Below are 13537 nucleotides of genomic sequence, written 5' to 3' on the forward strand. Positions count from 1 at the left end.
TACCTCCTTACAGTAATGAGTAAACTAATTGTTGTGTATATTCGTGCTGTGGATCTTCCAACACTTGATCTGTTAACCCATGTTCAATAATTTCCCCATTCAGCATGACAATTGTACGGTCAGCAAGCATACGAATAACGGCCAAATCATGTGATACAACAATCATTGAAATATTTAACTCCCGTTGTATCGATTTAATTAAATCTAAAACATCTGCTTGTACAGACAAGTCTAATCCTGTCGTTACTTCATCTAGTAATAGAATAGGCGGGTTATTGGACATGGCCTTAGCAATTTGAACCCGTTGCTGCATGCCACCTGAAAAATTTTTCGGTGCTTCTTTACTTCGATGGACAGGAATTCTAACATGTTGTAGAAGTGATAGGCTTCGCTCTTCCATCTGACGAACATGACGATTACCTGCTGCAATTTGCTTTTCTGCAATATTACTCATGGATGAAAAATCCATTTTCAGTCCAAGCATCGGATTTTGATAAACCATCCCTAAAATCGTATTTCGTATATGACGCTTCATTTGACTCGATTCAGTAAAAATATTGTTGTGCCCATTTTCATAATCTACTAAATAGCCTTCTCCTGACGTCACCGTCTCATCAAAGTAAAGACTTTTCATCAATGTCGATTTACCACTGCCACTCTCTCCGACAATTCCTAATATTTCTCCTCGATATAAATCTAACGATACATTTCGACATGCATAGACAGTTTTACAGACAGGGCAAAAATTTTTTTCTAGTTTCATGTCTTCGTGCTGACAATGCGTACAACCATCACCGTACTGTTTGGATAACTGTCGAATCGATAATACCGGTTGTTCTTGCATCATTTTGCTGCCACCTTTTGTTGTAATATTTCTTGCATATAACTTGTATCATTACAAACATAGTAAGTTTCACCCGTAACTTCATCTGTAAGCTCATCAAGAAAGACATCTGACAGACCTGTTTCTCGGCACACCTTTCCTTCAAATTGCTCGACAACAAACGGATAGTCCTCAAATGCAAGCGACTCCACATTTGTATAAGGCGGTACTGCGTAAATTTTTTTCTCACGTCCCGCCCCAAAAAGTATAAGCGCCTCACTTTGATGTATTTTTGGGTTATCAAACCGCGGAATTGGACTAGGATTCATGACGTAGCGTCCATTGACTAATACTGGATAATCCGCCCCTTGAGAAGTCTGGTTATAGCGCATAATTTGTTCAAACAACATTAAATAAGCACCGCTATATTCTTTTTCTGCATGATAACGTTTTGTTTTAAATTCACTCCGTTCAATGTCCCGCAACGGCTCTGGCTCTGGTACTTGTAGCACTAACACTTGATCTGCACGTAATGGCACTTCAGGAATGCGATGGCGTGATTGTACAAGCGTGGCATCTTGCGTACGAGTTGTTGTTTGAACACCCGTTGTCTTGGTCACTAGCTTTTTTATATTAACCGCATTGACGGAGTCATCCGAACCTTGGTCAATAACTTTTAATACATCATTTTTACCAATTAATGCGAGTGTTACTTGCAAGCCTCCTGTTCCCCACCCTCGGGCAATTGGCAACTCACGCGAGGCGAATGGCACTTGATAGCCAGGAATAGCTATTCCTTTCAAAATTGCTCGTCGGATTTCACGCTTTGACTGTTCGTCTAACAAAGCAAATGGTACTGCGCTCATCGGTGCCCCTCCTTTTTTATACTGCGCATTTGTTCTAACTTCGCTTGGAATGTGACATAATGCGGCATCTTCAAGTGTGAGATAAATCCTGTAGATTCAATCATATCCACGTGAAGTAGTACAAATTCTTCGTCATGGATTGGAGAATCGCCTCCAACTTCTAGTGCATGATCTACGATAGACATCGCAATGGCTTTTGTTTCGTTTTGTCCAAAACATGCACCATAGCCAACATCGAATTCCAACACTTGTTGTCCATCTTCATCTACATCAACAGGAATAAACGACTCTACTTCCGTTAGTTTAATGGCGCCAATATAATAAGGGTCCATATCGTCGTCTTCTAATGCAACATAAATTGGTTGCCAACCTACCCGTACCTCCCCAACATTTGGATGTGATGCACCGTAGCCGCGAAGACCTGCATAACCAAGAGATGTAATCGTCCCTGTTTGTCCCCTTGTTAATGTTTGCAAACGTTGAGAACGATTTGTTGGAAACGTTATGGCTTGCTTCGTCACATCTTTAGGTTCTTGATTATTTAAAGCGAACTTTCTTATTAGACCTTCATCGCGTAAATAATCCATTACTTTTGGTAGCTGCTCTAATGCAAGTTCACTTTCTTCCGGTTTATTTATTTGTTCAAATGCCGCCTTTTTTTGCTCAACATCTGCTACGGTTTCCTCCAGCAAATCAAAATCCAATAAGCGGTGTAAATAATCGTGTGAAGCCCCTAAAATTTGCCCTCCTGGAATATCTTTGAAACTAGCCGATATGCGTCGTAGGACAAACATTTCTCTCGCATTCGTTACAGTTGAATAATACAAGCGTGGCAATGTGGAGCGGTGCGCACGTAATAAAAATACAGCCTCCTCTGCATTGCCCTCGCTTTGTTTCATCGCTAAAGAGGCTAAACGTTCACTATATAAACTACTTTCCGACATGACTTGATCTAAAAATCCTCGCATTGTGGACTGTAATGTATGCACTGAAATATGTGCGCCTCGCTTCACGCGCTCATACTGCAAATGCTCTAAAGATGCTTCAATCGCCTCGGCGCCACCACGAACTGCTACATACGCCATTAGCTTTTCACCTCTTCCAACTTCGTTGTGCGTGGTAAAGCGAGCACCTTACCATTTTCATCTATTAAAATCAAATCGACTCCTAGCGGAAACTCTCGATTTCGAATTGCACGCAACGCCAAAATATCAGGAGATAATCCCAGTTCCACTAGTTCTTTATGCAAAATACCAGGCCCTGTTAATTGATAGACAATCTCGTTTGACTGCTGTGGCAATTCCATGACGATTGTAGCGGATTGCTGTGGATCAATTAAATTCCCTATTTTCACTACTTCTAACACTTTCAATATTTGCTCTTTGTTAGCATTTGCAGGCACAATGATAAAATCCGCTTCATGGTAATCTTTCACTTTTGCGCCTGTCCATTGACGTAGTTCTTGGTGAAGTCGCTTCGAATCATCTACTGCTTGAAAGCTGATTTCTCCATCGAACAATGTCATTAAAACAGATAATGTTTGAGGATATAGCCCATCGATGGAATGCAAAGTTTGTAACGTCCCTTTACTGCCTGGTCGAGCAAAACAATCCATTAATGTACGAAATGTCAGTTGCGTAAAGTGTACCGTTTCCATGTTCCCTACCTCCTTATATCGACATCGTGTCGAACTGAACTTTTGTCCGTTCAATTGAACATTTTATTTCTTGTTGCTTCATATCAAGACGTTGTGACAGTTTCGTTAACACGCTCGCCCACTTTGCCACTACAGGTAGTTGCCCATTATAAGCAGCATCTATAATGGCCAGTGCCTTGGAAAGCTCTGGCTCATATTCGCGAACTAAGCCAAGACCAAATGCTTCGCCAATTTTGACCTTAGTTTCTGTTACTAACGTCTCACCTATATAAAAAAGGGATTGCTGTGCCGATTCTCGCATTTTAATCATGACAAGCCCCTCTCTTGGTGCTTGGATTTCAATTACCTCATGGTGACTACAAACTTCATTTGCCATCTGTAATGCTTCTTCACGTCCAACCTCAATTAATAATTTAGTCCGTTCAGCTCGTTTCACTTGACCAACTCCCTTCACCAATACCTTAACTTGGCGCCATGTTCAGTAGTGAAAAGGTTTCGTGAAGTTCATGTAAATTAAGTTTTACAAAAATTAACGGCATTTAATTAAAATGGCGGGGTCACGTAGCAATTTATCTTCCGGTTGTCTTACAGCATAAAAAAAGACTTCAAACACGAATGGTTTGAAGTCAATCTAATCTATATTTGAAAAAAGAAGCGATCCGTTCGATATAAAATTTCTGTGTACTCTAGTAAAATATTATGCTCGTCATCCCAACTATCCGATTCTACCTTGACGAGAGGCACCAATATTTCACATGCAAGCAATGACCGGTCCAGTTCATTTGGAAATTTGACAGCTAAATGTGAGAAGGAACTACGAAATTGTTTTACACCATGCTGTTGATAAAATGTATAGATAGAGGTTAAATCATCATTCACCTGCTTAATGGCAGGCATATTTTCAACAACGACATACGAGCGATGGATTGCTGTGGGTTCCTCGTCAATAAAGCGCAATCTTTCAATTAGGTAAAGGTCGCTATGTTGAACATATGGCTTGCTAAAAATAATATGTTCTTTAGGTACCTGTTCTATTTTCGTCACAACTGATTGATAGTTTGATGTAAATTTGAGCATTTTTTCACTAAAGCTAATATCGCCAGACATTACAACCTCAAGTGGTTTTTGTTTTTCCCGCAAAAAGCGCCCAATCCCCTTCTGCGAATAAATTAAACCCATTTTCTCTAGTAAATCATAGGCATTTCGTACTTTTATACGTGGTACACCAAACATTTCCATTAGAGCATGTTCACTTGGCATTTTCCCATCTTGCGAATAATTCCCTGCCTCGATTCCCTGTAACAAGTAATCCTTCACTACTAGTTCCTGCTCATCCACACGCTTCACTCCTTCTATAAAAAAGGCATAATTTCAATCCATTTGTACCTTAAGTAGCACATTCCAAATAAACTTTATGAACGTTATTTTTTTGTATTAAATGCAAATTCAATTTTCCCTTCCACAAATTGCAGGGCAGCGCTAAATTGCTTGCCACTTTTTGCTTTAAAACCTTTCATTTCGGCTGTTTTCCCGCTCGTACATAAATCTCTAATATTCTTCTCCGTAAGCTTTTTCCCTAATAATCTTTCTGGAAATGTTTGTTTACAGCCATTTTTATATTCCGAGCAACCATAAAATTTCTTGCGCAAGCTAATTTTGCCTACTTTACATGTTGGGCATGTCACAATATCTTTTGCTTTAGCATTCGTTGCAAATTGATCCGCATTAATTGTGATTGTGTTAATTTTGTTTGGTACTTCGGCAATTAACTGATAGATAAATTTGCCAATACTGTCGATAAAATGTTTGGCCGATCCTTCACCACGTCCTATTTTTTTTAAATAAATTTCCCATTTTGCTGTCATCGATGGACTGGAAAGCAAGGTTCCTTCAATTGCTCTACACAATAGTTCCCCTTTAGGTGTGATACTGACAATATTTTTCTTCACCTCAATAAACCCATACTTTTTAATCGTTTCAATAATGCCACTACGTGTTGCCTCTGTGCCAATACCTTCTACAGAATTTAAAACTTCGATTTCAGTCTCGTCTTCAACCGATTTTCCACATGTTTTCATCATTGTAATAAGTTGCCCTTCTGTATAAGGCTTTGGTGGCGTTGTAGTCCCTTCCATAATGGCGATTTGACTTTGGACGATTTCCCCTTTAGATACGACAGGTAGAACTTCCTCACGATGTGAAGGCTCTTTATCGCCAGCGAAAAGCTCCCGCCAGCCTTTTACAAGCTCTGTTTTCCCGACGGATTTAAATTCTACATTTTTCACATCCGTTAAAATCGTTTTTTCATCATACTCATAATCATGATGAAACATTGCAAGCGTTGTATGTAATATTTCAAAATAAATATTTCGTTCATCCGCAGCCATTGACTGCAACGCTTTTTCTGTTGGCACCTTTTTCGTTGGAATAATGGCATAGTGCTCGCTTACATTAGAGCTGTCAACATAACGTTTATGTTGGCCTCTTAAAACAGGGGGAAATGACTGACCAATGAGCTGTTGATATTTTTGCAGTGCTTCGTGTAAATAATTGTATTCATTTGGTGTTATCAGCTGTGAATCGGTACGTGGGTACGATACAAGCTTTTTCTCATATAGCGACTGTGTCAATTTTAACACGTGAGCCGGACTATATTTCCAGCGTCTATTTGCTGTTGCCTGCAAAGTTGATAATGCGTGCAATTTAGGTGGTTGGATTCGCTTTGTCTTATTCGTTACACTCGTAATTTGACCTATATCCATTGGCTGAATAGCGTGTTGTCTCAATAACTGCTCTACTTCTTCTCTAACATTGGATTTGATTTTCGCCTTACCTTTATACATACCATTTTGGGCTGTAAATACTCCTTCAATTTCATAAAACTTTTCAGGCTTAAAATTCTCGATTTCTTGTCGTCTTTTATAAATCAAATACACTGTTGGTGATTGCACACGCCCAATAGAAATACTGCCCTTAAAGCCCTTCTGCTGAAGAAGTAATGTATATAAACGACTACAGTTCATGCCCACTAGCCAGTCGCTAATTTGGCGTGTTTTTGCTTCTTGATACATCAGCAAATCGCGCTCGTTACTGTGCATATTTTGAAAACCTTTCCGAATTTCATCCACCTCTAAAGAGTTAATCCATAAACGTTTTACAGGCTTTTTTACTTTTGTCATTTTATAAATGGAATAAAAAATATTCGATCCTTCACGCTCAGCATCGCATCCATTATAAATCATGGTTACTTGTGGATTGTGGAAGATTTTTTTTATCGCATTAAACTGTGTGTATACATTACTAACAACTTTATCTTCATATTTGTCTAAGATAATCGGTAAGGCATCTAAAGACCACTTCTCCCATTCCTTTTTATATTCCTTCGGTTCCTTTAATTCGACGAGGTGACCTATCCCCCAACTAATAATGGCACCATCAGGAAATGTTGAACAAGGCTCTAACTCTATAAACGTTTTCTCTTTGTGTTTAATTTTAAAGGCTTCTGCATAAGCTCGTGCCTGCGATGGTTTTTCAGCTAATATAGCGATTTTTCCCATAAAATGATCACATCTTCTTTTAAATATTTTAGTAGTTTGTTATCTAAAAATGGAAAGAGTCTGGGACATAACTAGAAAAATTTAAGGAATGGAGAACTTGGCTAACTTAGCTATTCTTGCTTTTGCAATAAATAAAAAATTAGAAGGGTTACTAGTTGTTGGTAGCGGAGGTGGTGACTCCGGCGGGAACAGCACATAATGTAAGACGCGGGCATTCCGCGCGTAGCGAGGGTTGCGGCTTACTGTGCTGAGCGGAAAGCACCTCCGTAGCGGACAACAATGGCGCAACAAGTAAGTGTTAGATTGATGGCAGTCAATCTAACACTTTTCTCTTTTGTCCCAGCCTCTTATTGTGAAATACCCTACAACTATTTTACTGTATACCATTTAAAATAGCACTTCCTAATGTCAGAAGCGAAGCAACGATGCTCTCTTCAAATAGAAAAAAACTAAATGTACATAACCTCTTTCTCCTTATCCCATATAGATTTTGGATAACAAGAAAAATGTTTAAGTTAGAAAATATTATATTGAGCTAGCAAATAATAGGGGCAAGATGATAAAATATGGTTATAAAGGGGGATGGGGAATGGGGAAATTAAGTAAGCGTAATATTTTATGGATTATACCAATCGGCATAATAGGCGTGTTTTGGTATTTTTATGGTCCACAAGAAGACATAACGGATAATGAATATATTACATATGTCAAAAACTATTCAATCGAAAATAGTAACCAATCATTCGAAAAAGCTTTTGCTTCAGCTTGCGAAAATCCATATTGGGTTTATTTTGAGACACAAAAGGGACAAGATGTAGTGGAATTTAAAGGTGATTGTCCTATCAACAACAAGAAGGCGAAAGTCAATGTACAATTTTTAGTCGATGCCAAAATGACAACTGTGAAGTATGGTGCAATGTTAGTCGATAGTAAAATGCAAGAAGAATCCGAACGAGACAATTTTCTACTGGCGATAACGACGGAGTAAATCTTATTTTCTTACAATGAGCCTAAACGCACTGAAAGGTGAATTTGGGCTCATGGCTTTATAGCTTATCATTAAAAATAGCATATACATTTGTATCATGTGCTTTCCCTTGTTGATACATATATTCTTTTAATACGCCTTCTTTGTGAAAACCTAAATGAGTTAGTAACTGATTGGATGCTACATTTTCAATAAAGACAATTGCCCCAATCCGGTTAAGTTCCATCTTATCAAACCCATAGGATACAATTTCAGCTACTGCCTCTTTCGTATAGCCCTTTCGCCAGAAGTCGGGGTGCAACTCATAGCCAATTTCTGCCCGCTTATGTTTAGGTGACCATGCGTTAAAGCCGATAGTTCCGATAATGCCCTTTACTTCTTTCCGCTCTATACCCCACCGAATACCTCTTTTTTCCTTATAATTTTCAGAAAAAGTTTCGATTAGTTTTTCTGCTTCTTCAATTGTTGCAAAGGGTTCTAATCCATAATACTGGGTAACAAGGTGATTGGAAAAACAGCGAAAAAGGTCTGTTGCATCTTCATCTATTATTTCTCTTAATATTAATCGTTCAGTCTCTACAATAGGAAACATCTTATTCCTCCTTTATAGTATTTACAATTCTCCAAAATTGGCAAAAACCCTTTTAAAAGAGAACTACCTTTCTAGGAACTTTCAATGAAAAGTTTCGTATTATTTACAGGAGGTATGGAAGAATATGAAAAAAATGAGTTTATATTTGTTGATGCCAATCTTACTATTTTGCCTTTATGTTGTTTATCACCATTTTACTTATACATTTTTCTATACAGGCGATATCAAATATGGTCGCCCTATTCTTTCACCAAATGGTGACTATTCAGCACAAGTTTATTATGACAATTATGGTGGCGCTATAGGTGGAGTCAATTTGATTGTCAATATTATATATCATCAAAAACATGACGAAGAACAAACCATTTATTTTAGTGATGCCAAAGGTAGTGTAAATGTAAACTGGACTGCCGACGATGTACTGTCGATTACGAACTATGACGAATACGCTAATCGCAATACTGAACTAGTCGTAGGTAAAGAAATTTACGATGAGCAAGGAACTGCTTGTAATACGTATAAAATAAGAAAAGCTTTTAATTGTAAGGAACAAGACTCCTAATGTCCTATTATTTCAAACTAAAAACAGCATACTAAGATGCGCTCCTAGTATGCTTTAGCTTGTCGATAAAAGGCATCAAGCAATGCCTTTTATCATGGTTATAACACTTCTTTACCAACGGACATCTGAAACAGAGCATATCCCTAGTAAGGATGATGCCTTGTGTTTTACTTAAAATAATAGTTTACTGCCTCGTCAGCAGAATGAAAAATTTCATTTTGATTATTTTTATAAATAAGCTTTGCGGCTTTACAAGCATCTTGAAAATTTTTGGCTTGGTTTAATTTTTCGTTTACTTGCTCTATAACCGTTGAAAAACCATCTAGGTTATATGTAATGATTTGTTCGAACTGTTGATATTCAATGTCTAGCATAATGGATAACTGATCTTCCACATAATTATTTAAATTAATAAAAATACATTCTTCGATGTCTTTAGAATGCTTATCAATAGTAATAAATGCCTCTTTATACTCTGCAATTAATTTTGAAGATGTCAAAGTGACCTTAAAACCTTGCTGTTCTAAACGTGTTTTACAACATGTATAAAATCGTTCTACTTCTTCGGAAATTTTAGGTGTAATCGTTGTTTTTTTTAATTCATCGCAATGTTGATAAATCGCATCAATTTTCTTCTGTTTTTCAACCAATAATTTGAAATTTGAAAGTGAGTACATTGTAAATTCCCCCTTCATTTTATAGTCGGCAATAGCAAGGGAATTTAGTCAACTTTTCATTCATTCTTATAACTTTTTTGTTCTAATATGCGATGCGTTTAAAAATGAAGTATACTTTCCTCGTTTACATATAAAAATAATTTTGCTGCATGGATTGAATTGTTTCAATCATTTCTTCTCTCAATTCTAAAGGCTCCAACACCTCAATATTCGCCCCTTGACTAAGTAGCCACATTTTAATACCACGACCAAAAACTTCCGCTTCAAACAAGCATTGTCCATCTTTATTGGACAAAATTTTGGCTGTTGGTAAACGATCTAAGACCGCCTGTGGCGAACGCCCCTTAAAAAGAAACTTAATATGCATCAGCTCACCTGCATCCATAAACTGAATGCGTTTACGAAATTCACCTTCTTGAAAGCGTTCGGAGTAGGAGATTTGAAATTTCTTATCTAACTCTAGAAAATGCTGGATACGATCAATACGATAGACAATCGGTAGGTCCTTCTCATGCTTACTATCGTAAGCTATTAAATAGAAATAGTATTCGGAGAAAATAACACCAAGAGGTTTTAATATCTTTTGTGAAGGAATTATCTCACTCTCTCGTAAATAATCAATTTTAATTATTTTTTTCTTTTGAATTGCCTCTGAAATTACCCATATTAAATGTAAAAGAGATTTTTTATGATTTAAGTCAACGTACAAATGCTTCTCATTTAAAATGATATTATGAATAAACTCTTGTTTATCTGCTGCAACAATCGATATAAGTTTATCGATAATATCGCTCATTTCTGATTTTAAAAGCGCTCTTGATTCAATAAGTATTTTAACAATCGCTAGCACTTGTTCTTTGGATAAAACGTTTTTCCCGGTATTCGTTAGCTTATACACTTTTTCTGTTCGCACATATTCTAAATGACAGTCTAGTTTAGCTTTTTCAATATACGCTCGAATTTGATCTAAATCTCGTTGTATGGTTTTTTCACCAACTTGATGTGTAAATGCTTCTTGCTTTTTGCTAATTCCTTGACCATCCATCAATCTGTCGAACATTGAAATGACACGATAGCCTTTATTTTGTTGTGAATCCACCATATATCCCACTCTTTCTACATAGTTACCCTCTTATTATACAAAACGAGATGGACATCATTAGTCCTTATAACTACGAATTTTCTATATAATTGGGATAATTAGTGCAATACTAATTGCATTAGATTCCATTCTTCACAGACGGACATACCGATTTTTTGTAAGTATTATCAAGTAAACTGGCATATTAAAGGACTTCAATCCGAGTAGGTTGAAGTCCTCTTATAGTAGTTAACTTTTTAATTTTACGGCTGTACCATAGACTAAAACCTCGGAAGTTCCGTCCATAACAGATGATGTGGAAAATCGGACGGCTACAATCGCATCAGCTCCTAAAAGCTGCGCTTCTTCTTCCATAGCTCGTGTAGCAATTTCTCTGGAGCGCACGAGCATTTCGGCATATTCTTTCATTTCACCGCCCACAATATTGCGAAGCCCCGCCATCATATCGCGACCAATATTTCTCGATTGGACCGAATTGCCCTTAACCAAACCTAATGTTTCTTCAATCTCTTTTCCTGCAACAACATCCGTTGTTGTTAAAAGCATTGCCATTCCTCCTTATTGTTGTAGTTCTTGAACCGCTAATACAGCATCGTCAATAGAAGTCGTAATGACACCGTTGCGCTTGATTAAACCGATAACAAATAAATTACGGTAAACAAATTGATTTTCAATGCCATCACGTATAAGCGCCTCTATTTTCATCATATTTTCTCGCCCTTGTTGACGGACGTCTGTAAATACTCCAACGATGGGGCGGTTCAGCATTGAAAATGCACCGATTTCAGCCGCTACGCCAGAATCAATTTCTACACCATCTAACACAGCTACTAAAACATCACTCGTTTGTAGCATTGCTAAATCCGCTTCTGCAATGGCTAAACTATCCGCATAGGATGCCTTATCATTAATCGCATCGTTCTCCTGTGGAACATATAATTCAATATTTGGTATCGCTTGTCGAATTGCCGTTGCTAACCGTTCATTTACTAAGCGATCTCCTAAAGAAAATAACCCATTCGCTAAATATGCTTTCATCATACATTCCTCAATTCAATAATTTTTCAAACACTATTTTATGCCGACCTTTATCATCAATAAAAGTCGATACAATCTCAAAACCATGGTGAATATTCGTGATGAGCATGGTTTTGCGCTTATTTCTACCGTATGTACGAACTTTACTATAGCCAAGTTCTAGCACTTTTTCATGTTGCTTTCGCATCAATTGACTAGCAATACCTTGCCCTCGCATTTTTTCGTGAACACCGCCCAACCAGCTATAAAAAACGCCATCAGAATGTGGGTAGCCTAATTTAAATCCTACCATCTCCTGTTTCTCCACAGCAAATAAACAAAGCAGGTCTTTTTTACTTTCCAGTTTTTCTAGAGTAAGATGTGCACCTTCAAACACATGTGCATGAATTTCTTGTAACGGTTGCACCCAATGATAAGGTACACCTTCAACTACAATGATTTGCACCTTTATCACCCGCCTCTTTTCATTCAATCATTATATCAAAAAAATGTCTTACATGTATTCGATAGGCATACAACGGAATTAAATAAGGTGATTTTAACCATACAGCATTGCGGGTTGTCGTACACCTTGTAAATAATCTGCTAGTTTACCAGCAAAAATCTCTTCTAAATAAGGTAACTGTGCAATACAGTCGGGGGTCATTAACGCTGGATTTTGATAAATCTTCAGACCACCGATTTTTAAAAGGGTTGCCACAAACTGCGAACAAAAATAAGCGCGTTCTCTACGTACTTCCTTTTGCATCATCACACCAAAAAGCCCTATAAAATTATATTTATATCGATCTCGATTGCAATACATATAGTGTACAATTTTTTCCATCTCTAAGTACTGATAATACGAAACACGACAACGGTAAATCACACAATCCGCATATTCAAAAAGACCAGCTTCTGCATTTTCCCTTAAAAATCCGCCACTTAGAGGATTATTGAGCTGTCTTCGCCCAAAGCTGTACATATCAAAAAGTTCCTGGTCAAAGGCGATGGAAGCATGGTTCATCTCTTTTCCCGTATACATCCCTATTGCTTTCGATAATAAGGTCCCTGTTTTTGTCAATACTATGTAAATGGTATATACCATTTCGTCACCTACTTCAATTGTTCTGTTAATACCAATACGTTTTAATTCTTCAAATGGTTTCGTAATTTCCTTATTTTTATAGTATAGAAAATAAATCTTAATTTTTACTTAAGCTGAAACTTAAGATTTCCTTAATTTTTAATAGGGTGTAGTTGAATTGTGAAAATACTAGATTTGATACTATGAATGGTTAAACACTAGTATTTTTTCGCTACCTTTATTTATATGTTTAGACTTGTATTGTTATGTAGAAGACAACTAGGTATTCATAAATTTTCACCACTGGGACACTGACTGAAAAATAGGAAATCAAGAAACTGTATTTTAATCGTTTAAAGTAGCTAATTTCTTCATTAATTATCAGAAATATATTATAATTTTTTATAAACTCATCTAAATCCAATCAAAAAATAAAAAGGAAGTGAGGTACATATGAATTGGGTAAAAGTTGCAGTCGCAATTATAATCATTATAGTAATTTTAAATGTTTTAAACTTATTTATCTGGTTCAATCTAAAATCTCAAGGGAATTCTGAACAACAGCATTCTAAACTTGAAAAAGAGGTCATAATTGAAATACAAAATAAT

At 37.0% G+C, this 13537-nt stretch carries 16 protein-coding genes; 2 read left to right on the plus strand and 14 right to left on the minus strand.

What is annotated here, in order from left to right; all coding sequences use genetic code 11:
* Positions 1 to 7: 7 nt before the first annotated feature.
* The 7 genes from I5435_RS13040 to topB form a co-directional block, all read right to left on the minus strand.
* The gene (locus I5435_RS13040; RefSeq protein ID WP_374116271.1) at positions 8 to 844 is read right to left on the minus strand and encodes an ATP-binding cassette domain-containing protein; all 837 of its coding nucleotides are present in this window, start codon (positions 842 to 844) and stop codon (positions 8 to 10) included.
* Positions 844 to 1689, minus strand: coding sequence for an alpha-D-ribose 1-methylphosphonate 5-phosphate C-P-lyase PhnJ (locus I5435_RS13045; protein WP_024360974.1), 846 nt, complete (start codon positions 1687 to 1689; stop codon positions 844 to 846). The genes I5435_RS13040 and I5435_RS13045 overlap by 1 nt, the downstream gene beginning before the upstream one ends.
* The gene (locus tag I5435_RS13050; RefSeq protein WP_108030113.1) at positions 1686 to 2774 is read right to left on the minus strand and encodes a carbon-phosphorus lyase complex subunit PhnI; all 1089 of its coding nucleotides are present in this window, start codon (positions 2772 to 2774) and stop codon (positions 1686 to 1688) included. Before I5435_RS13050 ends, I5435_RS13045 begins: the two co-directional genes overlap by 4 nt.
* Positions 2774 to 3346 carry a phosphonate C-P lyase system protein PhnH gene (gene phnH / locus I5435_RS13055; protein WP_108030112.1) on the minus strand — a complete coding sequence of 191 codons (573 nt, stop codon included), beginning with the start codon at positions 3344 to 3346 and terminating at the stop codon, positions 2774 to 2776. Before phnH ends, I5435_RS13050 begins: the two co-directional genes overlap by 1 nt.
* A 13-nt stretch (positions 3347 to 3359) precedes the next feature.
* A complete protein-coding gene (gene phnG, locus I5435_RS13060; protein ID WP_108030111.1) occupies positions 3360 to 3782 on the minus strand; it encodes a phosphonate C-P lyase system protein PhnG in 423 nt (140 codons plus the stop codon).
* Positions 3783 to 3982: 200 nt separating this feature from the next.
* Complete coding sequence (locus I5435_RS13065; protein ID WP_025219814.1) at positions 3983 to 4684, minus strand: GntR family transcriptional regulator; 702 nt, start codon at positions 4682 to 4684, stop codon at positions 3983 to 3985.
* Positions 4685 to 4767: 83 nt separating this feature from the next.
* Complete coding sequence (gene topB, locus I5435_RS13070; protein ID WP_337982408.1) at positions 4768 to 6903, minus strand: type IA DNA topoisomerase; 2136 nt, start codon at positions 6901 to 6903, stop codon at positions 4768 to 4770.
* A gap of 589 nt (positions 6904 to 7492) precedes the next feature.
* Here topB and I5435_RS13075 point away from each other — a divergent pair.
* Positions 7493 to 7891, plus strand: coding sequence for a hypothetical protein (locus tag I5435_RS13075; RefSeq protein ID WP_025219816.1), 399 nt, complete (start codon positions 7493 to 7495; stop codon positions 7889 to 7891).
* 58 nt (positions 7892 to 7949) lie between these two features.
* On the opposite strand, the gene I5435_RS13080 is transcribed toward I5435_RS13075, so the two are convergent.
* The gene (locus tag I5435_RS13080; RefSeq protein ID WP_337982409.1) at positions 7950 to 8483 is read right to left on the minus strand and encodes a GNAT family N-acetyltransferase; all 534 of its coding nucleotides are present in this window, start codon (positions 8481 to 8483) and stop codon (positions 7950 to 7952) included.
* A gap of 124 nt (positions 8484 to 8607) precedes the next feature.
* On the opposite strand from I5435_RS13080, the gene I5435_RS13085 reads away from it, so the two are divergent.
* Positions 8608 to 9045, plus strand: a complete 438-nt coding sequence (locus I5435_RS13085) for a DUF5412 family protein (protein WP_337982410.1) — start codon at positions 8608 to 8610, stop codon at positions 9043 to 9045.
* A 167-nt stretch (positions 9046 to 9212) separates the two neighbouring features.
* Here I5435_RS13085 and I5435_RS13090 read toward each other — a convergent pair whose 3' ends face one another.
* From I5435_RS13090 to I5435_RS13115, 6 genes are all read right to left on the minus strand, one after another.
* Positions 9213 to 9722, minus strand: a complete 510-nt coding sequence (locus I5435_RS13090) for a hypothetical protein (RefSeq protein ID WP_024360983.1) — start codon at positions 9720 to 9722, stop codon at positions 9213 to 9215.
* Positions 9723 to 9846: 124 nt separating this feature from the next.
* A complete protein-coding gene (locus tag I5435_RS13095; RefSeq protein ID WP_029747070.1) occupies positions 9847 to 10824 on the minus strand; it encodes a helix-turn-helix transcriptional regulator in 978 nt (325 codons plus the stop codon).
* A gap of 228 nt (positions 10825 to 11052) precedes the next feature.
* Complete coding sequence (locus I5435_RS13100; protein ID WP_024360985.1) at positions 11053 to 11370, minus strand: YbjQ family protein; 318 nt, start codon at positions 11368 to 11370, stop codon at positions 11053 to 11055.
* Positions 11371 to 11382: 12 nt separating this feature from the next.
* Positions 11383 to 11862: a nucleoside 2-deoxyribosyltransferase gene (locus I5435_RS13105; RefSeq protein WP_337982411.1), complete on the minus strand. Its 480-nt coding sequence runs from the start codon at positions 11860 to 11862 to the stop codon at positions 11383 to 11385.
* Positions 11863 to 11872: 10 nt separating this feature from the next.
* Positions 11873 to 12307 (minus strand): GNAT family N-acetyltransferase, encoded by a 435-nt coding sequence (locus I5435_RS13110; RefSeq protein ID WP_337982412.1) that lies wholly within the window; start codon positions 12305 to 12307, stop codon positions 11873 to 11875.
* Positions 12308 to 12400: 93 nt separating this feature from the next.
* Positions 12401 to 12949: a hypothetical protein gene (locus I5435_RS13115; RefSeq protein ID WP_024360988.1), complete on the minus strand. Its 549-nt coding sequence runs from the start codon at positions 12947 to 12949 to the stop codon at positions 12401 to 12403.
* Positions 12950 to 13537: the final 588 nt, after the last annotated feature.

It is taken from the genome of Lysinibacillus sp. C5.1, from assembly GCF_016350185.1.
GTDB lineage: Bacteria > Bacillota > Bacilli > Bacillales_A > Planococcaceae > Lysinibacillus > Lysinibacillus sphaericus.

Bases quoted from the DNA above. Each gene is read 5' to 3' on its own strand.
- I5435_RS13040 (WP_374116271.1), bottom strand. From the start codon at position 844: ATGCAAGAACAACCGGTATTATCGATTCGACAGTTATCCAAACAGTAC.
- I5435_RS13045 (WP_024360974.1), bottom strand. From the start codon at position 1,689: ATGAGCGCAGTACCATTTGCTTTGTTAGACGAACAGTCAAAGCGTGAA.
- I5435_RS13050 (WP_108030113.1), bottom strand. From the start codon at position 2,774: ATGGCGTATGTAGCAGTTCGTGGTGGCGCCGAGGCGATTGAAGCATCT.
- phnH (WP_108030112.1), bottom strand. From the start codon at position 3,346: ATGGAAACGGTACACTTTACGCAACTGACATTTCGTACATTAATGGAT.
- topB (WP_337982408.1), bottom strand. From the start codon at position 6,903: ATGGGAAAAATCGCTATATTAGCTGAAAAACCATCGCAGGCACGAGCT.
- I5435_RS13075 (WP_025219816.1), top strand. From the start codon at position 7,493: ATGGGGAAATTAAGTAAGCGTAATATTTTATGGATTATACCAATCGGC.
- I5435_RS13080 (WP_337982409.1), bottom strand. From the start codon at position 8,483: ATGTTTCCTATTGTAGAGACTGAACGATTAATATTAAGAGAAATAATA.
- I5435_RS13085 (WP_337982410.1), top strand. From the start codon at position 8,608: ATGAAAAAAATGAGTTTATATTTGTTGATGCCAATCTTACTATTTTGC.
- I5435_RS13090 (WP_024360983.1), bottom strand. From the start codon at position 9,722: ATGTACTCACTTTCAAATTTCAAATTATTGGTTGAAAAACAGAAGAAA.
- I5435_RS13095 (WP_029747070.1), bottom strand. From the start codon at position 10,824: ATGGTGGATTCACAACAAAATAAAGGCTATCGTGTCATTTCAATGTTC.
- I5435_RS13100 (WP_024360985.1), bottom strand. From the start codon at position 11,370: ATGCTTTTAACAACAACGGATGTTGTTGCAGGAAAAGAGATTGAAGAA.
- I5435_RS13105 (WP_337982411.1), bottom strand. From the start codon at position 11,862: ATGAAAGCATATTTAGCGAATGGGTTATTTTCTTTAGGAGATCGCTTA.
- I5435_RS13115 (WP_024360988.1), bottom strand. From the start codon at position 12,949: ATGGTATATACCATTTACATAGTATTGACAAAAACAGGGACCTTATTA.